Source organism: Fodinibius roseus (assembly GCF_900129315.1).
Classification (GTDB): Bacteria; Bacteroidota; Rhodothermia; order Balneolales; family Balneolaceae; genus Fodinibius; species Fodinibius roseus.
Genome location: NZ_FQUS01000008.1, coordinates 63,219 through 83,420, shown reverse-complemented (window position 1 = coordinate 83,420; position 20,202 = coordinate 63,219). Strand labels below are relative to the sequence as shown.

17 protein-coding genes are annotated in these 20,202 nt (G+C 47.0%); all 17 read right to left on the bottom strand.

The window, feature by feature from the left end:
- Nucleotides 1–5: 5 nt before the first annotated feature.
- The 17 genes from BUB16_RS09140 to nuoL all read right to left on the bottom strand — a co-directional run bounded on the left by BUB16_RS09140 (nt 6) and on the right by nuoL (nt 19,816).
- Nucleotides 6–464, bottom strand: coding sequence for a 6-pyruvoyl trahydropterin synthase family protein (locus BUB16_RS09140; RefSeq protein ID WP_073062679.1), 459 nt, complete (start codon nt 462–464; stop codon nt 6–8).
- Between the two features lie 311 nt (nt 465–775).
- Nucleotides 776–2,125: a beta-helix domain-containing protein gene (locus BUB16_RS09135; RefSeq protein ID WP_073062675.1), complete on the bottom strand. Its 1,350-nt coding sequence runs from the start codon at nt 2,123–2,125 to the stop codon at nt 776–778.
- Between the two features lie 103 nt (nt 2,126–2,228).
- On the bottom strand, nt 2,229–4,979 hold the full coding sequence (locus tag BUB16_RS09130) for a TonB-dependent receptor (RefSeq protein ID WP_170864339.1): 2,751 nt from the start codon (nt 4,977–4,979) through the stop codon (nt 2,229–2,231).
- 345 nt (nt 4,980–5,324) lie between these two features.
- The gene (gene ftsH / locus BUB16_RS09125) at nt 5,325–7,388 is read right to left on the bottom strand and encodes an ATP-dependent zinc metalloprotease FtsH (RefSeq protein ID WP_073062669.1); all 2,064 of its coding nucleotides are present in this window, start codon (nt 7,386–7,388) and stop codon (nt 5,325–5,327) included.
- A 171-nt stretch (nt 7,389–7,559) separates the two neighbouring features.
- Nucleotides 7,560–8,600, bottom strand: coding sequence for a thiamine-phosphate kinase (gene thiL, locus BUB16_RS09120; RefSeq protein ID WP_073062667.1), 1,041 nt, complete (start codon nt 8,598–8,600; stop codon nt 7,560–7,562).
- 85 nt (nt 8,601–8,685) lie between these two features.
- Nucleotides 8,686–9,135 carry an ExbD/TolR family protein gene (locus tag BUB16_RS09115; protein ID WP_073062663.1) on the bottom strand — a complete coding sequence of 150 codons (450 nt, stop codon included), beginning with the start codon at nt 9,133–9,135 and terminating at the stop codon, nt 8,686–8,688.
- An 8-nt stretch (nt 9,136–9,143) separates the two neighbouring features.
- A complete protein-coding gene (locus tag BUB16_RS09110; RefSeq protein ID WP_073062660.1) occupies nt 9,144–9,689 on the bottom strand; it encodes an ExbD/TolR family protein in 546 nt (181 codons plus the stop codon).
- Between the two features lie 18 nt (nt 9,690–9,707).
- Complete coding sequence (locus tag BUB16_RS09105) at nt 9,708–9,977, bottom strand: hypothetical protein (protein ID WP_244545667.1); 270 nt, start codon at nt 9,975–9,977, stop codon at nt 9,708–9,710.
- Between the two features lie 38 nt (nt 9,978–10,015).
- Entirely contained in the window at nt 10,016–10,726 is a 711-nt protein-coding gene (locus BUB16_RS09100; RefSeq protein ID WP_073062654.1) for a MotA/TolQ/ExbB proton channel family protein, read from the bottom strand.
- A 149-nt stretch (nt 10,727–10,875) separates the two neighbouring features.
- A complete protein-coding gene (locus BUB16_RS09095; protein WP_073062651.1) occupies nt 10,876–12,903 on the bottom strand; it encodes a protein-disulfide reductase DsbD family protein in 2,028 nt (675 codons plus the stop codon).
- Nucleotides 12,904–12,941: 38 nt separating this feature from the next.
- On the bottom strand, nt 12,942–13,400 hold the full coding sequence (gene rplI, locus BUB16_RS09090) for a 50S ribosomal protein L9 (protein ID WP_244545666.1): 459 nt from the start codon (nt 13,398–13,400) through the stop codon (nt 12,942–12,944).
- Nucleotides 13,401–13,417: 17 nt separating this feature from the next.
- Nucleotides 13,418–13,669: a 30S ribosomal protein S18 gene (gene rpsR, locus BUB16_RS09085; protein WP_073062649.1), complete on the bottom strand. Its 252-nt coding sequence runs from the start codon at nt 13,667–13,669 to the stop codon at nt 13,418–13,420.
- A 37-nt stretch (nt 13,670–13,706) separates the two neighbouring features.
- Nucleotides 13,707–14,093: a 30S ribosomal protein S6 gene (rpsF, locus tag BUB16_RS09080; RefSeq protein WP_073062646.1), complete on the bottom strand. Its 387-nt coding sequence runs from the start codon at nt 14,091–14,093 to the stop codon at nt 13,707–13,709.
- A gap of 331 nt (nt 14,094–14,424) precedes the next feature.
- Nucleotides 14,425–15,873 carry an NADH-quinone oxidoreductase subunit N gene (locus BUB16_RS09075; RefSeq protein ID WP_073062643.1) on the bottom strand — a complete coding sequence of 483 codons (1,449 nt, stop codon included), beginning with the start codon at nt 15,871–15,873 and terminating at the stop codon, nt 14,425–14,427.
- 5 nt (nt 15,874–15,878) lie between these two features.
- Nucleotides 15,879–16,169, bottom strand: a complete 291-nt coding sequence (locus BUB16_RS09070) for a 4a-hydroxytetrahydrobiopterin dehydratase (RefSeq protein ID WP_073062640.1) — start codon at nt 16,167–16,169, stop codon at nt 15,879–15,881.
- A 4-nt stretch (nt 16,170–16,173) separates the two neighbouring features.
- On the bottom strand, nt 16,174–17,781 hold the full coding sequence (locus BUB16_RS09065; RefSeq protein WP_073062637.1) for a complex I subunit 4 family protein: 1,608 nt from the start codon (nt 17,779–17,781) through the stop codon (nt 16,174–16,176).
- A gap of 13 nt (nt 17,782–17,794) precedes the next feature.
- Nucleotides 17,795–19,816 (bottom strand): NADH-quinone oxidoreductase subunit L, encoded by a 2,022-nt coding sequence (gene nuoL / locus BUB16_RS09060; protein WP_073062635.1) that lies wholly within the window; start codon nt 19,814–19,816, stop codon nt 17,795–17,797.
- Nucleotides 19,817–20,202 lie beyond the last annotated feature (386 nt).

Genomic DNA, 20,202 nt, shown 5'->3' with positions numbered 1-20,202 from the left:
AAATATTAATCAATTTCAGGCAACGGTTTTCCCAATCGATAAGGACAATATTCAGCTGAATTTCGTTCGGTTTCCTCCAATTCAAGGCTATACAGGAAACCACTGCCATATGCTTCATTTGCAATCGGTTCCTCGACTTGCTCAAAAAAGGCTTTGACTAAGTTTTCCGTTGAAGGCATAATGCCCTCTAAAAACGGGACATCCAGGTTCAGGTTCTTATGATCGCACTCTTCAACAATGCGTTCTTCAATAATCGATTTAAGCGTCGACAAGTCGATTACGTATCCGGTAGCACGATCCGTTTTTCCTGCAACCGTCACCTTTACAATATAATTATGTCCGTGCCAGTTCTCATGATTACACTTGCCGAACGTTTGTCGATTCCATTCATCGGACTTGTCGGGGTTGTGTAATCGGTGAGCTGCGTTAAAATGTGCCTTACGTGTAACAAAAACCAAATCCATACTGTTTTATTGTTTGAAATATCGACTCTCCAAAACGAATATGCAAAAGCCAGGGTTCCGAAATATCAACCTAAACTATAACCATTAAAGTTTTTTTTCAAATTTATTGTGACCTGGAAGATACTATTCTGTGCTTACCCGGTGCATAATCCGGGTAGAATAAGGGTGTTAGCCAAAGAACATAGAACCCGGATATTTGGGATATGGGATGTGACCTAAAAAATAAGGAGGCTCCGCTTTCAACAGAGCCTCCTTGTGATCAGCACACCTCACACGATGTATGTGAGACGATTATGGGTAGATAGAAATTTTTAATCAGACCAGCGTACCCAGCTGCCTTCTTGCGTCCAGTCTTCGGTACCGAAAGCACCGCTGTACTCAACTTGGTCAAAAAAGTCATCCACAGGAGGTGCAACGCCGCTGGTCAGTGCAGGAGAATCCGATTCCAAGGCGAAATTAAATCCTGCCGCATCTACAAATTGGGGATCCATATTCTGTAGCCCCAGATCACTATAGTACGAAAGCGAAGATCCATCGTTGGCATTATTGTATGAAATGTTGCCACCGAATGTGAGTGAAGAACCTATATTAGCTTCCGTTCCATCTTCATCAACCACAATCGGAGCTATTATTTCTTTTCCAAAGTTGGCAATGATGATATTTTTATATTCCCCCTCGATGCCTTCACGTAAGCGCAAGCCTCGAATATCTTCGCCATTGGCTACATCATTTCCATAGATCGTTGCATTGTAAATTTGAGGTGCAGTCGGACCATTTCCTCCATCACAGTCAGCCTGGTCATCACAACCGTCATTCTCAAAACCACTGTTAGAACGAGTTCCTTCGGTTTGTACCCCAACCCAGAACTGACCTCGGCCGGTCCATCCCTGGTCGTAGTCAAAGGTATCATCCTGTGCTCCTTTGATGACCAGGTATTTGATATCTACCGTACCGCCGAAGAGCTCTACGCCGTCATCAACCGATTGGTAGATGCTGATGTGGTCTAACTGCGTTTCGCTGCCTACAGAATAAAGCGTCAATGCCTGAAGCTCGCTGCCGTCCGCAATGCTGTAGCCGGAGTATTCAATGCGCACGTAGCTTAACCGACCACTGTCGTCCTGGTCGTTAAACGACTCTCCTCCGCCAATATCAGCACCATATTGTACGGCCTGATCGAGACCTTCGATTTCTCCCAGTCCCCCGGGAACATTGTTGCTGGCTTCACCGGCGAGGATAATACCGCCCCAGCTGGCTACTTCTTTTTGTTCGGCAGTAAATATAATCGGATTGTCTGCCGTACCAACGGCAACTAAACGACCAGAAGCGCGCGGCTCGTCGAAATTAGTAGCATCGCCGGGTAACGTAATGATCGTGCCTACCTCATCATTATTCTGATTATGATAGGTAAAACTGACCTCTACCCCTTCTTCCACCGTCAGCGTAACACCGGGGAGAACAAAACGGGGTCCGGTTAGAGTGGTATCGTTCGACCAGGTCTCATCCTGACTGATGAGTTCTCCCGGCAGATCTTCATAAACAGCGGGGATTTCTTCGGGCGGATTTGGCTCGGGATTAACGGGATTGTCATCATCGCAGCTTGCCAACAATAGCATTGATGGCAGCATCAAAATTGCAATCAGTTTTGTGACTATCGACTTCATAGTAAGTAAGGTTTTAGATTGATTAGGTGGTTGTTTTGTTAGAGGAAAAATTTAAGTGATGATCATTACGAAACCATTATGATAGTATTTTTAAACCATTAAGTTATAATGAAAGGGTAGCTCCCAGCTGAAAAGTGACTCCGGGTTTGTATCGGAATGTAGTTGCAGGACCCTGTGTGTATTCTTGTACATCATTTAAAAGATTGCTAGCTTCCAAGCTCAGATTCACACCCGCCAGCGGGTACTCGATCTTAGCTCCCAAATCATGGAAGGGCTGCTCATATTCATCGTACTGTTGCCCGCTTTGACCAACAGTAACAACACGTTCTCCAAATGTGTTGTAGCTTAGCGACAGATTCATATTCCATTTGGGAATGGTATAAAATGAAGAAACATTAAAAATAAAGGGTGATTGTCCAACCATGGGGCGTTCTATATTCGCTACCCGGTTAGAAGCGCCGCTGCCCATCTTTGTTTCAGAAAGGATATACGACGCATTGGCAACAATCTGTAGGCGATCGGTTATGTTCTTTCGGCCCTCAACTTCAATGCCGTACAGATCGGCTTCTGGGGCATTATCGTAAAACACCTCAACGTTTTCGGTAAGGCGATAGAAAAGCTCAATAGGATTTTCGAATTGTTTGTAGAAAGCGCTAACGGCAAATAATTCTCCGCCTCTCGGATAAGTTTCAACCCTCAGATCATAATTGGTTATTCGGGTTCGCTCCAAATCGGGATTACCATAAATCCGTTTCCCGCCGAAGAAATCTGCAAAATTAAAGTTTGAAATCTCCCGGAACTCAGGCCTTGCCAATGTCCGTGAGAAAGCAGCACGTAAGTTACTCCTGTCACTAATCTCATAGGTCACATTGACTGCAGGCAAAAAATCGGTATTGTCAACTCTTGAAGCCTCTTCATAATCTCCACCCAGGTTCAGGGGTACTTCGATGGTTTGAACAGAGTTTTCCACACGCCCTCCCAGCTCGAAAGAAAGTCTGTCAATAACATTCCATTGTGTACTCACAAAACCCGCATAGATGGACTGAAAACCATCATACCAGTCGGATTGATTCAACCCAAACTGTGTAGTCTCGACCATTTCCAGCGCTCCATTTTCAACCAGCTCATCAGCTAAAATACCACTGGGTGGCTGAGTAGCCACATCACCATTTATAAATGGAGCCACCTGATCACGATACGCAATCCGCCGGGCCGTAAAGCTACGATCTTTAATGGTAATATTGCCGCCGGCAGAGATTCTAACAAAGTCTACAGGCGTAAACTCGTATTTAAGTTTTCCTGCATAGTTATTATCGTTCTGATCCGAGAAAAAGTGCCCGTTGTTATCTCCAAAAGGAGCAAACCTGTACTCTCCCCCCGTGAGGTTATAGCGTGTAGTGCGCCGGTCCGGCCGCATACGCACCGCTCGGTTGTAGCTAATATTACCGGAAAGCGTTGATGACATGAAGTTCCTAAAGTAGGTTTCCAGCTCCAACGTATTCGAGAATACCGTTCGACGATCAAAATTCAGTACGGTCAATCGGTTAATACCATTTTGATAGGGTCCTTCGATGACGCTTTTACTATCAGTCGTTGCATTGGAATACAATGATTTGAGTCCAATCTTGGTGACAGATGAAGGTTTGATAAAAATGTTAAGCATACCGCTGAGATCAGCCTGTATGACACCCTCATTGTGATCATAATCCGTCAGATAATTAGGCCCGTTACTATCGAAAAACTGTATGAATCGTTGTATTTTATTGGGCTGCAGATCTCTCGCGAATTTGTAAGAAAAGTTACCCACGATTCCTATTGGTATCCTGTCTTCATTAAACTGGTTGGCATAGTTAACACTCACACTTTGTGATGGAATAGCGTTTCTATTCGAATCAATTCCCCAATTGTCATGCAGGCCCTGTACAACACGGGGAGCAATTTCATCGTTAAGACGCTGTCCCTTTAGTATGGAGGGCAGTTTACGTTTGCCATTATCATACCCTAAGAAATCAGTACTGCTGCCCCCGCTTGTCAATGTATTTTCAAGCGTGGAAACCGTATTATAACTGGTTGAATAGCTTAGGGTTAAATTCCGGTCATCGGGAAATTCCCGAGTGGTTATCTGTACTGATCCGCCCGAAAATTCAGCAGACTGGTCGGCTGTAAACGTCTTTTGAACAATAATGTTACTCACCAATCCACTTCCAAACAGGTCGACAGGCACTTCCTTTTTATTGGGATTGGTGGACGGCAGCTGCGAACCATTTAGCTGAACATTGCTATAACGATTTCCCAGGCCACGAACAAAAACATTTTTCCCATCCTGTACTGTGACGCCTGTTACTCTCTTTATGGCTGCGCCAACATCGCTGTCTCCCAGTTTGGATATCTGCTGCGAAGACAATCCATCCTGCATGGGCACTGATTTCCGCTGCATGGCTAACAAGCCAGCAGCACTACTCTGATCGGCGGTGGCCGTCACGGTAATTTCGTCCATACCTACAGTTTTAGGCTGAAGCGATATATCAAGTATTTGAGATTCTCCCGGGTTGACTTCAACTCCCGTGACCGTTTTCTTGGAATATGAAATATAGGTTACTGTTATGGAATAAGTTCCTGGCTGCAGGTTTCGGATCGAGTATCTACCGTCCAGATCGGTTGCGGCTCCTTTGGTCGTGCCGGTTATCGCCACATTGGCACCGATGATCGTTTCGCCCGTTTGGGCATCTACGACCTTCCCGGTGATCTGCCCGGGATCTGCCGATTGGGATTGTGCCGCGGACATCTCACTGATGCCCAATACCGCTGCAGCGGGTATGAGGAGAATGATGAATATCTTTTTACAAAGCGTCATAACATTCATGATAAGTGTGCTGAGTTTATTTTTAGTTGATTCCTTAACATGACATGTCAAGGATAGCACACTCACATTGCTCGAATATTATGCAATCATTACCAAAATGTTATTCCCATATAACCTTAATGTTAACAGGCCTGCACTGTCGTCAAAGAAAGGAGTTTTACCGTCTCAAATAAATATAAGAGGGCTTTGAAAAAACCAGGGTTTTGTTCAATACCAATCCCTGAGCGATTTCAAAACCGCAGTGTATAAACGATAGATGAGGATGTTGAAATCGGGAACGTACAGCCATTGGCCAAAGCAACGCTTTTGCAAAGGCCTCTACAAAGATTTCTGTACCTACTCTCCCTGTTCCGAAATATTACTCTCCTCTTCTTGTGCAGGTTCCTCCTCTGCGGGGTCGCCGGCCGTACCCTTATCGCCATGTCCGTTGGAGGTTTTCAATCCCTGGTCGGTGGCAAAAATCCCATCCGGGTACTTTCCCTCGGGATGGTCGCCCAGCAGCTCTTTTAAATCATTGTGGTCGATAACTTCTTTATCCAGGAGCGTATCGGCCATTTTTTCAAGCTTATCCTTGTGCTTGATGATCAGAGCTTTGGTACGTTTATAGTTGCTGCGGATGATTTCACTTACCGCCTCATCGATGCGCTCTGCGGTGTGTTCGGAATATTTTTTATTGAAGCCGTAGCTGTTTTCAGGATTCTGAGAGTCCTTAAGTGACAGATAGCCAATTTCTTCACTCATCCCGTATTCGGCTACCATGGCAAAAGCCATATTGGTGATACGCTCGAGATCGTTCTGGGCCCCCGTAGAAATACGTCCGAAAATGATTTCTTCTGCTACACGGCCGCCCAGCAGCGCACATATCTTATCATTAAGCTCTTCGGTGGTCATGAGAAAACGGTCCTCAAGCGGTGTTTGCAGAGTATAGCCCAGGGCGGCCAATCCCCGGGGCACGATACTTACTTTCAATACCGGATCCGTGTGTTCCAGGTACCAGCCCACGATGGCATGTCCCGATTCGTGATAAGCTACGATCTCCCGTTCCCGGGGATTAATAAGCTTATTTTTCTTTTCGAGTCCCGCTATAACCCGTTCAATGGAATCCTGGAAGTCTTCCATTTCCACCTGTTCTTTACCGCGACGCGCAGCCATGAGAGCTGCTTCATTACAGAGATTTGCCAGCTCAGCCCCGGCAAAGCCCGGTGTCTGTGAGGCCAACAGTTTAAGGTCGATATCTTCGGAAAGTTTCAGCTTCTGGGCGTGCACTTTCAACACTTCCATCCGTCCCCGAAGATCAGGCTTGTCAATCAAAATCTGCCGGTCAAAACGTCCCGGCCTGAGCAGCGCCGTATCCAGGACATCCGGGCGGTTGGTAGCAGCCATGATGATAACCCCTTTATCGGTGTTAAAGCCGTCCATCTCACTCAACAGCTGATTCAGGGTATTCTCCCGTTCGTCGTTCGATCCCATCATCATTCCCTTGCCGCGACTTCGTCCGATAGCATCAATCTCGTCAATAAAGATGATACAGGGCGCCTTTTCTTTCGCCTGTTTGAACAGGTCGCGCACCCGGGCGGCCCCCACGCCTACAAACATCTCCACAAAATCAGAACCGCTGAGGCTAAAAAAGGGTACATCCGCTTCGCCGGCCGTTGCCTTGGCCAGCAGCGTTTTCCCCGTGCCCGGAGGTCCCACCAGCAGTACTCCCTTGGGCAGGGTTCCTCCCAGCTTGGTAAATTTCTTGGGGGTCCGCAGAAACTCGACGATCTCTTCTACTTCCGCCTTTGCCTCTTCAAGTCCGGCCACATCTTTAAAAGAGACTTCATTTTCTTTCTGCTTGTCGTAAAGCGAAGCTTTGTTCTTGCCGATATTCAGTACCTGTTGACCGGGATTCATCCGGCGAAAAATAAATATCCAGAAAATGATAGCCAGCCCGATGGGTATCAGCCAAATTAAGATTCCGCTGAACCAGTCGCCTTCAACGCGTACGTCATATGCAACGTCATGGTCATCTAATAGGGGTCGAATCTCATCGCCCTCAAGCATGGTGGTCGTAAAGCTGTTTTGGCTTGCTGAACTGCTGTCAAGCTGCCACCCGTCCTCCTGCTCAGTTGCCGGGGTCACGACGCCCTCTTTTACGGCTTTATTGCTATACACACCTTTGATATAGGATCCGTTTTCTATCGTAATCTCTTCGATGTAGCCCTTTTCAACGTACGATAAAAAGGTGCTGTATTTTATTTGTTCACCATTGCCGGTATTCATAAAGTAGATCTGAATACCGAACAGGGCTAAAAGCAGGACCACATATATCCAAATAGGAAATTTAGGAGATTTTTCATCTCCCTTTTTGGGGCCTTTCAAATTATTTTTATTAGAAAAATTCTTTTTCTCAGACATGTACTGAATGGTAGCAAATTGATTTTATCGTATAAATATACGGCAAATATTTTAAGTGTGCGTAATATACCCCGGATTTACTTTCGCTGACCTTCTTGTTAACGGTTTAAAATACCAAAACGTATGCTCCGGAGTGCACAAACAGTCAGTCCTGTTTATTTACGTTCTCTTTTATTCTTCTCTACCATCAAAAACGGCAACGTCTCCCTCTGCTTTTTGCATGCGAATACCTTCCGAGGAGTCGGTTATTTTTCCGATAACTGTAAAATCACTGAATTCATCAGCTAATTTTTCCACTTTTTGTTCGGGAAGGGTAAACATCAGTTCGTAATCCTCGCCCCCGTACAGAGCATATTTGTCAACATCTTCTTTCATTTCGTCAGCCACCGAACGGGTATCCAAGCTGATAGGTAAGGCGGCCTGGTAAAAATAAGCTCCCACCTCTGAGGCTCCGGTCAGATGCTTGAGCTCACTGACCAGTCCCTGGGTTAAATCGATCATGGATGAGGGCGAAAGGTTCAAATCGGTAAGCTGTTCAATAAAATCCTTCCGGGCGACCGGTACCAGTTGTCGCCGTACCACATACTCATAGTCGGACAAATCCGGCTGGAAAGCCTGCTGTTGCTCCTGCTCCCGCCAAAATTTATTCTCACGCATAAGTATGCGCAACCCGGCAGCAGCTGCGCCCAAGTCGCCGGTCACGCAGATCGCATCTCCCGGTTGTGCTCCTTCCCGGTAGATAACGTTGTTTCCGGGGACCTCGCCACGGCAGCTGATACTAATGCCCAGCGTCTTGTGAGAAGCTGTCAGGTCCCCACCGGCTATCTGAAATTCATAATCCTTCCCCGCTGCGCCGATCCCGCGGTAGATCTCTTTCAACATGTCGACGGAAATCTTATTAGGAACGGCAAGATTTACCAGGACCACCTGCGGAGTACCGTTCATCGCATAAATATCGCTGACAGCAGCCGTAGCAACCTTGTAGCCCAGGTGATGAAGAGGGACATAGGTCAGGTCGTAATCAACTCCCTCCATAAAGCTTTCTGAACTCAACAGCTGATATATTCCCTCCCCCCTATTTTCCAGCACCGCACAATCATCGCCATACCCCTGTATGACCTCATCCCGGCTGAAGGAACTGTGCTCCATCAATTCTTTGATAAGTTCGCCGCGGCCTACTGAATCTATCGTCCTAAAAGATCCTTTATCCATATTCTTCTGCTATAATAAAATAAATAAAAAAGGCAGGTACACAGGTGTGTACTTGCCTTTTGAAAAATAATGTTATGCTATGCTTTTATTCCGTCTCCTGCCTTGTAGAGTAGTTTATTCTCAGAGTCCCAGCCTCGCGGAGTTCTTCCTGAACATCCGTAACAATGCCCGTTTCGGTCTCATCATGTACACGGAGGGAAACGATCAGTTTGGGCTGTTCCTGATACTTGTCATACATAATATTTCTAATGGCTCCAATATCATCAATGAGGGCGTCGTCTATCTGTATACGCGTCTCTCCCAGTTGATTACCCTGAAGCTTTTCGGGCCCTATATAAATGTAACTGATCAGGCGCTTCTGCTCAATCTTCTCTATATTTTCTGCTTCCGTATAATTAATTTGAACCTGAAGCTCAACTTCACGGAGTACGGTCGTCACCATGAAAAAGATAAGCAGCATAAAGATGATGTCCGGCATTGCGGACATCGGGATATCCTGGCTTGTATCAGCCGATTTTTTTTCAAAATGTGCCATAGTTGATCTTATCCTTCATCTGGTTCTGCAATTGAAATTTTCTTGGGATAGATATCCCGTACGGCCTGTTGCTGGTCACTCTCATCCTCGAGTTGGCTGTATGGAACGCCAAATTCGGACTGTGAAGCCTGATCGCGCAGTTCGTTATAGGCACCCATCACTTCATCGAGCATATTAATATATGTCCGGTAAGGCGTTTGTCGGGCCGTCTTAATCGAAACGATCGCTTTATCGGGCGAATCGGAAAGATTGGGATCTTCTCCACGGTTGGTTACAAAATCTTTGATGATCTGTTTTACCTCTCCAACCTGTGTGGGTTCATCATCAATCAATATCATGCCTTCTGCATTAACAAGGATGTTGAGCAAATTACGCTCTTTAATGGGGGGCGGCTCCTGGTCTTCTTCAGGGGCCGGAGGCAGTTGAAGGCCGATACCGGTATCAATATCAATGGTTGTGACGAGCAGGAAGAAAATAAGCAGCAGAAAGGCAATATCCGCCATTCCTGCGCCTCCTACTTCCGGTTCCTCTCGCTTCCTGTTTTTATTAAACATAGTGTTAGAACCTAAGAATTATACATTAAATGTACCGCGCAAACCGGTAAGAAGGATTGTCAGAATCATGAGTGCCATCATAAACAACATGGTAGCAACCCCGGCCTGTGTGATATCGCCAAAGATACCATAGGCTATTCCAAAAAAGGCAAATGGTACCAGCATTGTCAGAATTTTCTTAAAGTCCTGTTTTCCTTTAATAAGGCTTTGGATACCGGAAATCAGCATTCCTAAGATACCGAGTCCGATTAACCCCAAGCCTAATCCTATTGCTATGGTTACAATCATAATATTAAATAAGAATTAGCATTAATTTCAAGGTTATTTTACTCACCGGACTCATCAGGAGCCACTTGCTTTCCTTCTTTGAGCATCACAATAGAGTCAATTAAGGTAATGGAGCTCTCCTCCATTTCAGAAATAATGCGGTCAATCTTGGAGACGCAGTAGTTGTACCCAACCTGCAAAATAATACCCGCGAGAAGACCTGCAGCTGTTGTAAGCAGTGCTACCTTAATACCGCCGGCCACCAGTGAGGGAGAAATATCACCGGCCTGTTCAATGGCATCAAATGCCTGGATCATACCCACAACCGTCCCGAGAAAACCTAACAGCGGGGCGATAGCAATAAATAGGGAGAGCCATACGAGCCCCCGTTCCAAAAAGCTCATTTCTATCGATCCGTATGCTGAAATGGCCTTTTCTGCCGCATCGATGCCTTCGTCGACCCGCATCAGGCCAGCCTGAAAAACAGAGGCAACCGGTCCACGGGTTTCAGCGCAAAGTTGACGGGCAGCAGGCACGCCTCCCTCATCGAGGGCTTCCTGTACATCAACGACAAATTTGCGAGTATCGATATCTGCCAGGTTTAATGTTATGATACGTTCAAGAAAAATAGCCAAACCTAAGATGAGAGCGACAAGGACCGGCCACATAAACCCACCCTCGTTACCTTCATTAAATCTTTCGACGATTAAATTAAAAAAACCTTGATCCGCTCCTGCTTGAAGGAAAAAGAGTGTTATTGACGATGTCATACGATTACTCCAGTTAAATTAAATTAGTTATCAGTTTATAAGGGCTCGTAAAGATGGAAAATGATAGATTAATTTAATTAAAATGTCAAAGGAAGGAAGCAAAAAAAATATTTTCACTTCTTTTCACACATTCTGATATCAAATGTCTATCATTTCATCCCAATTTGCTGCCTTTTTTTTATGTTGTCAAATTTTTGAAGGCCTGCATCCAAAAATCGCTGGAACCTATCTTTACTGGCATAACCAACCAGTTGTTCCAAGATTCTTTCGGTTTCCGGTTCCACAATTACATATGTGGGGAGTGCAACGGTACCTGTAAATTCAAATTGAAATTGCTGATTTTTTGGACCCTCAGATCCATCGTCTGTATATAAACGCACTTGCTCCATTTTTGCAAATCGTTTTTGAATAGATGGCTGAGGAAATACATTTGCTTCCATCGCCCGGCAATTAGTGCACGTATAGCCTGTAAAGTCAATAAATACGGGAATATTTTCCTTTTTCGCTTTTTCCACGGAAGCCTGGTAATTGCTTGACCAGGATTTACGGGCCCCGTTACTGGTACTTGTGGAGCCCTGCTGTGCGAGCGTCTGTACTACGCTTACATCCGTAGCCTGTTTGGGGGGGAGCCAGGAATCCCATATTCCAAGCGAAGCTCCCAGCAATCCCGGGATGAGATAAAAGCTAAACAGCAGTAAGGGAAGCGACAACATTACACGGCCCGTTCCGATTTTTTGGGGTTTAGTCTCATGAGAAAGCGTAAAAACTCCCAGCACATAAAGACCGGCCACCATAAAGATGGCGATCCAGGCCGCAATGGCAAAAGGACGGGAAATAAGTCCCCATTGCCAGACCAGATCGGCATTCGAGAAAAACTTGATGGCGGCGGCAAGCTCAATAAAGCCTAACAGAACTTTAACAATATTCATCCATGAACCGCTTTTCGGCAGCGATTCCAGCCAGCGCGGGAAAAGGGCAAAGATTACGAAGGGACTTGCAAATGCTGCCGAAAAGGCGGCCATCCCGATGATGGGATAAAACCATTCGCCACCGGTGGTCGCGGCCAGAACACCACCTACAAAGGGTGCTGTGCATGAAAACGAGACCGCGCTGATCGTCAATGCCATGAACAGAATACCGGCTATACCTGAACTTTCATTACTTTTTTTATTCAGCCAGTTCGTCAGTTGATACGGCAGACGAAGCTCAAAAGCTCCCAGCAGACTGACCGCAAAAACAACAAGAATGAGAGCAATAAAAAGATTGACCCATGGATTGGCAGCAAACTGATTGGCTCCTGATGCCCCGACCAACAGGGCAAGAAGCGCCCCCAGGATGGTAAACGTAACCACAATGGCCACACCAAAAACAAGTGCTTGTCCCACCGCCCTGCTGCCCTGTCCTTCTTTCTGTTTTGAAAAGAAAGAAACTGTCAACGGTACCATCGGAAATACACAAGGCGTGAGCAGTGCGGCAAAACCCGCCATAAGTGCAATCCATAAAAATGATAAGATGCCATCACTGCCAAAGCTCAAACTGCTACCGGTGATTGTTCCGGCAGTTGACGTTTCGTCCTCTCCGGAAGAATCCGAAAGATCCCCCGTGTCATCGGGAGTGTTGGATGAGGTACCGGTTTCGCCGGCCGTACTTTCCGATGGTTCTTCAAAATCGCGATAGGGTTCATCCGCAACCCCGCTAATGGTAATCGGCTGAGTAATGGACTTGGTTTTGGGGGGGAGACATGAACGGTCATCGCACACCTGGTACAGGACTTCGAGGTCAATCATGGAAGATCCTTCCGTATCGGGCTTAAAAGCCACTGGAATAGTAAAGGTGGCTTCCCCGGTATGCCAGCCGAGCTCGGCGTTAAAATTGGGGTCCATCTCTATGGAAGGTTCGCTCTCCCGGACCTCTCCCGCCACGCTCATCTGGGGATTGGCTGAACTGAACTGGGTGGGATACGGGCCCGCGTCCGGGTCGTTCGCTATCGAATACAAATGCCACTGTCCCTCAATGGAGGCGTGCACCGTGACTTCAATAACGGCCCCGGCCTCTGCCTCGCGCGGAGCCTCCGCAACGGTATACGTGACAGGATCCAACATCTGTTGGGCCTGAATAAGAAATGGGGATAACATCAAGATGATGATCCCCACTACATATTTTAAATACGCATCCATACTTGGCAGTTTAGGTTAAAAACGCCGAAGTCGACGTTTTATTCTTTCACGACCCAAACCTTAATCTGCGGTTTAATCTCACCGATAAGATTTACGGTAGCCGTATACTCACCTAACGTTTTGATGTCCTGGTCCAACGAAATCTTTCGCTTGTCTATGGTAACATCCCGTTGTTCGAGGGCTTCTGCGACATCCTGATTGGTTACGGAGCCGTGGATACGCTCGTCTTCCCCCACGGAAACAGGAATAGTGACGGAAGTGGTTTCAAGACGCTCAGCCATCTCCTGCGCCGCTTCGATGGTAAGCTCAGCCCGACGTTCCGCCTGCTCCTTGATACGATCCAGCTGCTTCAGCGCCCCGTCGGTGGCCATCATAGCTTTCCCCTGGGGAATCAGGTAGTTCCGCCCATAGCCGGCTCTAACCTCGACAATATCACCGGAGTCACCGAGCTTTTCCACATCTTCTCGTAAAATTAATTTCATATATTTATTAGCCATTGGAAATAGTAAATTTTTTATCGAAGGTTATCTGCTACATAGGGAAGCATTCCTAAAAAACGGGCTCGTTTGATCGCACGGGAAAGCTGTCGCTGGTACTTTGCGCTCGTACCCGTTACACGGCGGGGCAGAATTTTTCCCTGGTCGTTCATAAAACGCTGTAACAGTTCAGTGTCTTTGTAATCGATATACTCAATGCCCGCTTTGGTAAACTTGCATGAGCGTGTTTTTATCTGTCCCTTCTTCGGATGTGATGGATTCTTAATCATAGCAAAAAATAGTTGTAGTTATCAAAATAGATTCGAATTAATCTTCGTCTTCTTCACCTTCCTCTTCCTCTTCATCAACAAAGACCGTAGGTACGGCATTTTTGCGCTGAAGTTCACGATGTCGCAGCATTTTTGCATCATACTTAAGCGTAAGATAGCGCATTACGTGATCATCAATGCGAAGGGCACGTTCCAGCTTTTCTATTAGCTCGCCGGGGGCACTAAAATAAGCATTTACGTAATAACCGCTTGATTTTTTATCCATCTCATACTCGAACTTGCGGTTTCCCCACTCATCCACTTCATCGATCTCTCCCCCGTTGTTGCGGATATAGTCGGTAAACTTTTTCACGATCTCTTCGTACTGTTCATCCTCGAGAACGGGATTAATAATATAGGTTAGCTCGTAATAGTTTTTACTCATGTGTGATATGTTTCCTTTGGTTGCTTCGGTTTGAAACAGCCGGCGTAGTGACTTTCACTCGCCAGCAGGCACGCAAAAATAGCGCTTTTTGCCATTAATTACAATCTTCTCCCGGCAAATAAAATGCTTCGGCCGGTGAACCGCGCTCCCTTGCTTAACCAAGTACTATTTTGCGGCGAAGAAAAAAGCCTGAAGGTTATGTTTTGACCCCAGGCACATTTACCCCGGCTTATTCACAAGCGAATAAGAATAATCCGAGTAACCACTCTTGCAGAAAGTCCCCCAAGGAGATGAGCGACAAAAGAACCTAACCCGTATTAAGTTATTCAGGTCAGTTGCCCAAAAATGCTACCCAGTTGCCCGTGTAATAAGAGGAAAGGAGATCGTGTAACCCGCCGAAGGCCACGCCGAAATAGATTGTCATGACAGCTAACACTATGAGGGTCGTTTTATAAACCATCCCGGCCTGTACGAAAGGGACATCCTTATGGGGTTCACGGAAATACATATAAACCATCGGACGCAAATAATAATAGACGCTTGCCGCACTTGCCAGTACGCCTACGACAGCAAGACCGATCATCCCGGCATTAATCGCGGCGGCAAAGACCAGGTATTTCCCGAAAAATCCGACCAGCGGGGGGATACCCGCCAGTGAAAACAGGAAGAGCGAAAGCATCACGCCCATAATAGGACGCTTGAATCCAAGCCCCGCGTAATTATTGACATCCGTAAAGTCCAGTCCCTGTTGGCGTTCGTAGTAGGCGACAATGCCGAATGCTCCGATATTCATGATGGAATACGCCAACAGGTAAAAAAGTACCGCGCTGTACCCTTCGGGGGTCCCTGCGGCCAATCCTACCAGCAGATAACCGGCATGGGCAATGCTGGAGTATGCCAGCATGCGCTTCATATTGTCCTGAACCAGTGCGATGATATTTCCCAATATCATCGTAATAATAGCAATCACTTCTATGACATTCGACCAGTCGGCCGTTTCAGCGGGTATCATCTTCGATACAATGACAATCAGCGCCACAAATGCCGCAGATTTTGAGGCCGTGGCCATATATGCGGTAATCGTTGTAGGAGTGCCTTCATAGACATCGGGAGTCCACATATGGAAAGGAACCGCGGATATTTTAAAGAAAAAACCGACAAGCAGCAGGCCGCCTCCCCCGACAAAAAGAAGATCGGAACTGGCCTGCCGGGCAATTTCCGGAATACTCAGCGAACCCGTTGCCCCGTAGAGCAGGGCCATTCCATAGAGCAGAAAACCGGTTGAGAAAGCCCCAAGCAGGAAGTATTTAAGCGCCGCCTCGGCTCCGGTTTTTCGATCTTTGATCAGGCCCGCCAGCACGTAGAGACAAATGGACATGGTTTCAAGACCTACGAAAATCATAACCAGGTTATTGGCACTGGCCAAAGCCAGCATACCCGTGGTGGCGAAAAGAATCATCGCATAGACCTCGCCGAAGTCGTGCTCAACCGCTTTTAAATATTCCCGGGATATCAGAACACAAAAAAGCGAACCGAACAGTACTACCGTACTTCCAAAAGCAGAAACCCCACCATAGGTAATCATACCGGAAAATGCCTCGCCCACCGGGCCGAACATATCCATTACGGCCAGTATCAGGCCGGCCCCCAGAGCGGCTACGGCCAAGCCGTAAATGCCGTCGTGATCATCTTTGTAGGCGTCAATCAAAAGGGCAATAAGCCCGGCAACAGCTACGATAATGCCGGGCAAAAAAGCGTTAAGATCGTGTAAATAATCCATGCAACTTAGTTGTTATACAGTGACTCAATAGTTTTTGCTAGCGTAATATCTTTTTCGGTAACTTTTCCGCCGGCATCATGGGTGCTCAACGAAATATCAACGGTATTATAGACATTAAAAATTTCCGGGTGATGAACCTGCTCTTCAGCTTCGTATGAAATACGGGTAATAAAGCCCATCGCATCCCGAAAATTTTCAAAGGTGAATTCCTTGCTCACCTTGTCGTTTTTGTGCTCCCATCCGGGCAGGTCTTCTAATTGCCGAGTGATTTCATCAAGTGAAAGTGGATCAGCCATGGTACTATCTGTTTTTGGGTTGTAATGCTAATTCATCCGTTACATCATAAAATGCGGAAGTCCACTCCGGAAGTTCCCCGATTGTTGCTGACTGCTTAATGGCCATTCTTTTTTCCTCGGATGCCTGCAACAGATTGTTCACCTGTGCTTCGGAATATTGGGTGAAGTCAACGGGACGAATTCCAATCCAGAACATTAAAATGACGAGGGGGACCAGTATGCCGATTTCCCGTGCATTCAAGTCTTGCAATTTCTCATTAACCTTGTGTTTCAACGGACCGAACATCACCCGCTGATACATCCACAGCATATAGACAGCTGCCAGGATAACGCCAAGGGCCGCAAATACGACAAACGCATTTTGCGGGATCACCTCCGAATGAAAAGCACCGTTCAAAATCAGGAATTCTCCTATAAAGCCGTTCAACCCCGGTAAGCCGATGGAGGCGAGGGTGGCAACCATGAACATGACCGCAAAAACGGGCAGAACCTTGGCAATGCCTCCGAAATCTTCAATCATGCGGGTGTGTCTTCGATCATAAATCATGCCTACAATCAGGAAGAGGGCGCCGGTAGAAATTCCGTGGTTGATCATCTGCAGCAACGCACCCTGCACGCTGATCACATTGACGGCGAACAACCCCAGCACGACAAACCCCAGGTGGCTTACAGAGGAGTAGGCGACCAGCTTCTTCACATCTTTCTGAACCATCGCCACCAGGGCCCCGTAGATTATACCGATAACCGCAAGAGCAGCCATGTATGGAGCGAATTCAACAAATGCATTCGGAAAAATCGGCAGGCACACCCGGAGAAGCCCGTAGGTCCCCATCTTCAGCATAATGGCTGCCAGTACCACCGATCCGGCCGTCGGGGCTTCCGTATGGGCATAGGGCAGCCAGGTATGGAAAGGAAACAACGGTACTTTGATACAAAATGCCAGCGCAAAAGCGGCAAACAGGTAGGTCTGCTCGACCAGTCCTATTTGATAGGCTCCACTCGAGAGAAACCGCCAGTCGGTACTGAAAACATACCCCTGCAGGGACGAGCCGGCGTCGTAGCCAAGATAAATAAGTCCGACCAGCATGATGAGCGAGCCGACGAGGGTGTATACAAAAAACTTTACGGTGGCATGAATACGCCCCTTGCCGCCCCAGATCCCGATGAGGAAATACATGGGAATAAGCGAAAGTTCAAAGAAGACATAAAATACAATCAGGTCAAGAGAGGCAAACACGCCCATCGAGGCTGTCTGCAAGAGCAACAGCATGGAATAATAGCCGGCCAGATGCTTATTGACCGAATCCCAGGAAGAAAGAATAACGAGGGGACCCATAAGAGTTGTAAGCATGAAAAGAAGGAGGCTTAGTCCGTCCAATCCGATCAGATACTTAATATCCATACCGGCCAGCACGGGCGAACCCTCCGTCAAAAACTGGGCAGTCCCTGAATTTGCGATATCGAAGTTAAATATCAGCAGCAGCGACAGCAGGAACGTAACTCCTGTAGTGAGCAGACTAATCCATTTCGTCGCCTTGTCGTTACGGGATACCAGGATGGCGGCAATGCCGGCAAGCGGCAGATAAATACAAATGTTTAAAAGTAACTGCATGTTCACAATTTATTTACAGGATCAACAAGCTTAACACGAGAAGAACACCGATAACAAGCGCAAGGGCATAACTGCTGGCCACCCCCGTTTGGAGGTACCGGAATACACTACCAAATAGGCGAACGATCCCTCCCACCGCATTTACTGTTCCGTCAACAACCTTCATATCGAATTTGGCAAGCCCCTTGTCAGAAAAGCGAACCAGCGGGTGGACCACCAGTCCCTCGTAAAACTCATCGAGGCTGTATTTCTCATTCCAGGTCTGGTACAGTGCACCGAACCGGTCGGAAAGCAGAGCGTCGGATTCCTCGGTAGCACCACCGCCGTACAAGCGCCAGGCGACATACAATCCACCCACGGCTACCAGGACTGAGACAATAAGCAGGATCCATTCAACGGAGTGCGAAAGTCCGAGTCCGTAGTCTGCGGTAACCGTATGCAGCCAGTTATGAAGCAGGTTAATATGCGCCTCTTCATGAGTAAACGTCGATACTAAAAAGTTGGGCACGCCAATAAATCCCCCCGCAATCGACAATCCGCCGAGGGTCCACAGAGGAATCGTCATCGTTTGGGGGCTTTCATGCAGGTGCTTTTCTGCTCCGGCTGCCTCTTTTATCTTATCGGGCAGCTTAAACGATCCGTTAAACGTACCGAAGGTGAGCCTAAACATATAGAAAGCCGTCAGGAAAGCGGTAATGATACCCACGCCCCAAAGCAAAAAGTAAAGAGAACCGGCAAACTCACCGAAGCCGGCGTTAAAGGTAAATGCCAAAATCTCATCCTTTGAGAAAAAGCCGGCCAGCGGGGGAATTCCGGCAATCGCCACCGTTGCAATCAGAAAAGTCTTGTATGTCGAGGGCATGTATTCCTTTAGTCCCCCCATAAACCGCATATCCTGGGGATCAAAATGAACATCCCTGCCCTCTTCGTGGAGACCGTGCTCGACATGTTCCATGGCGTGGATGACCGAACCGGATCCGAGAAAGAGGCAAGCTTTAAAAAAGGCGTGCGTCACCACATGAAAGATAGCGGCGGTAAAGGCTCCCGAACCGAGGGCCAGAAACATGTATCCCAGCTGCGATACGGTGGAATAGGCCAGCACGCCCTTGATATCATTTTGCGTGAGCGCGATAGTGGCTGCAACAATTGCGGTGAGAGCCCCGATGGCGGCGATAATCATCATGATTTCCGGGGACGCCACGAACATCGGGGAGAGCCTGGAAATCAGGTAAATTCCGGAGGTAACCATGGTGGCCGCATGGATAAGGGCCGAAACCGATGTAGGTCCGGCCATTGCATCCGGCAGCCAGACAAAAAGCGGGATTTGAGCGCTTTTCCCGGTGGCCCCGATAAACATCAGCAGGGCGATCCAGAAGGTAGCATCCGCCGGAATAGCCCCCAGGTTGGCCAATATAGTCTCAAAGCGCAGGCTCCCGACAAACTGGAAAATCATGAATATTGCAATGAGAAAAGCAAAGTCGCCCACGCGATTATAGAGAAAAGCCTTCTTGGCCGCATCGGACTTCGCCATATCGGAATACCAAAACCCGATCAGCAGGTAGGAACAAAGTCCCACGCCCTCCCATCCCAGGAACAGCAACAGCAAATTATCAGCCATCACGAGATTGATCATGGCAAAAATAAAAAGGTTCAGGTAGGCAAAAAACTTCCAGTAGCCCTCATCCTCCCACATATACCCAATGGAATAGAGGTGGATCAGAAATCCGACCCCGGTTACCACCAGGATCATGACCAGGGAAAGCTGGTCGATCTGGTAGGCAATATCCACGCTGAGCGAACCGACTTCAATCCAGGTGAAAAGTTCGGCGAAGATGGGTGCTGATTCCTGCCCCATATTCAAAAAGAAATAGACAGCTATAGCAAATGGAATAAATACCGAAAGGTTGGCAATCGCTCCGATCAGGCTTTTTCGCCGGCGGAACGAATCGGAACTCAACCCTATTAACCCATTGATCAGAAAGCCCACCAGCGGAAGGATAATTATCAGACTTGTAAGCGTAGTAGCAGAATCCATTTAAACGATATTTCAGTATTGTATCCTTACAAAATTTCAGGCCCAAAAGTAGCCAATACCCCTCATTTTCCCAAGGGAAATTATCAGAGGGCAAAGATACAAAAAAGTAAGTGAAGGTAAAGGACAGGATGTGCAATTATTTGATAATTGCACGTATTTAGTTGCTTTCTAAATTAGCAGTTTCATGTATTTAACTATCGAACCTTTTTGATGACCCCATACGATACACGTATTACGCACTATCCCGTTGTGCCTTTGTCGGTATTGACGAAAAGACCATTGGAATTGACGCCTGTCAGTGTCTTCCCTAAAAAGAAAATGCAGTCTCATTTTCAAATTTTAACCGACTTTTCTTACTTTCCCTCGCAGATTGAGTCTGCGGATCA

Bases quoted from the DNA above. Each gene is read 5' to 3' on its own strand.
- BUB16_RS09135 (WP_073062675.1), bottom strand. From the start codon at position 2,125: ATGAAGTCGATAGTCACAAAACTGATTGCAATTTTGATGCTGCCATCA.
- thiL (WP_073062667.1), bottom strand. From the start codon at position 8,600: ATGGATAAAGGATCTTTTAGGACGATAGATTCAGTAGGCCGCGGCGAA.
- rpsF (WP_073062646.1), bottom strand. From the start codon at position 14,093: ATGAGTAAAAACTATTACGAGCTAACCTATATTATTAATCCCGTTCTC.
- BUB16_RS09110 (WP_073062660.1), bottom strand. From the start codon at position 9,689: ATGTTTAATAAAAACAGGAAGCGAGAGGAACCGGAAGTAGGAGGCGCA.
- BUB16_RS09075 (WP_073062643.1), bottom strand. From the start codon at position 15,873: ATGGATTATTTACACGATCTTAACGCTTTTTTGCCCGGCATTATCGTA.
- BUB16_RS09070 (WP_073062640.1), bottom strand. From the start codon at position 16,169: ATGGCTGATCCACTTTCACTTGATGAAATCACTCGGCAATTAGAAGAC.
- BUB16_RS09105 (WP_244545667.1), bottom strand. From the start codon at position 9,977: ATGATTGTAACCATAGCAATAGGATTAGGCTTGGGGTTAATCGGACTC.
- rpsR (WP_073062649.1), bottom strand. From the start codon at position 13,669: ATGATTAAGAATCCATCACATCCGAAGAAGGGACAGATAAAAACACGC.
- BUB16_RS09065 (WP_073062637.1), bottom strand. From the start codon at position 17,781: ATGCAGTTACTTTTAAACATTTGTATTTATCTGCCGCTTGCCGGCATT.
- BUB16_RS09095 (WP_073062651.1), bottom strand. From the start codon at position 12,903: ATGGATGCGTATTTAAAATATGTAGTGGGGATCATCATCTTGATGTTA.
- BUB16_RS09100 (WP_073062654.1), bottom strand. From the start codon at position 10,726: ATGACATCGTCAATAACACTCTTTTTCCTTCAAGCAGGAGCGGATCAA.
- ftsH (WP_073062669.1), bottom strand. From the start codon at position 7,388: ATGTCTGAGAAAAAGAATTTTTCTAATAAAAATAATTTGAAAGGCCCC.
- BUB16_RS09140 (WP_073062679.1), bottom strand. From the start codon at position 464: ATGGATTTGGTTTTTGTTACACGTAAGGCACATTTTAACGCAGCTCAC.
- nuoL (WP_073062635.1), bottom strand. From the start codon at position 19,816: ATGGATTCTGCTACTACGCTTACAAGTCTGATAATTATCCTTCCGCTG.
- rplI (WP_244545666.1), bottom strand. From the start codon at position 13,400: ATGGCTAATAAATATATGAAATTAATTTTACGAGAAGATGTGGAAAAG.
- BUB16_RS09115 (WP_073062663.1), bottom strand. From the start codon at position 9,135: ATGGCACATTTTGAAAAAAAATCGGCTGATACAAGCCAGGATATCCCG.
- BUB16_RS09130 (WP_170864339.1), bottom strand. From the start codon at position 4,979: ATGACGCTTTGTAAAAAGATATTCATCATTCTCCTCATACCCGCTGCA.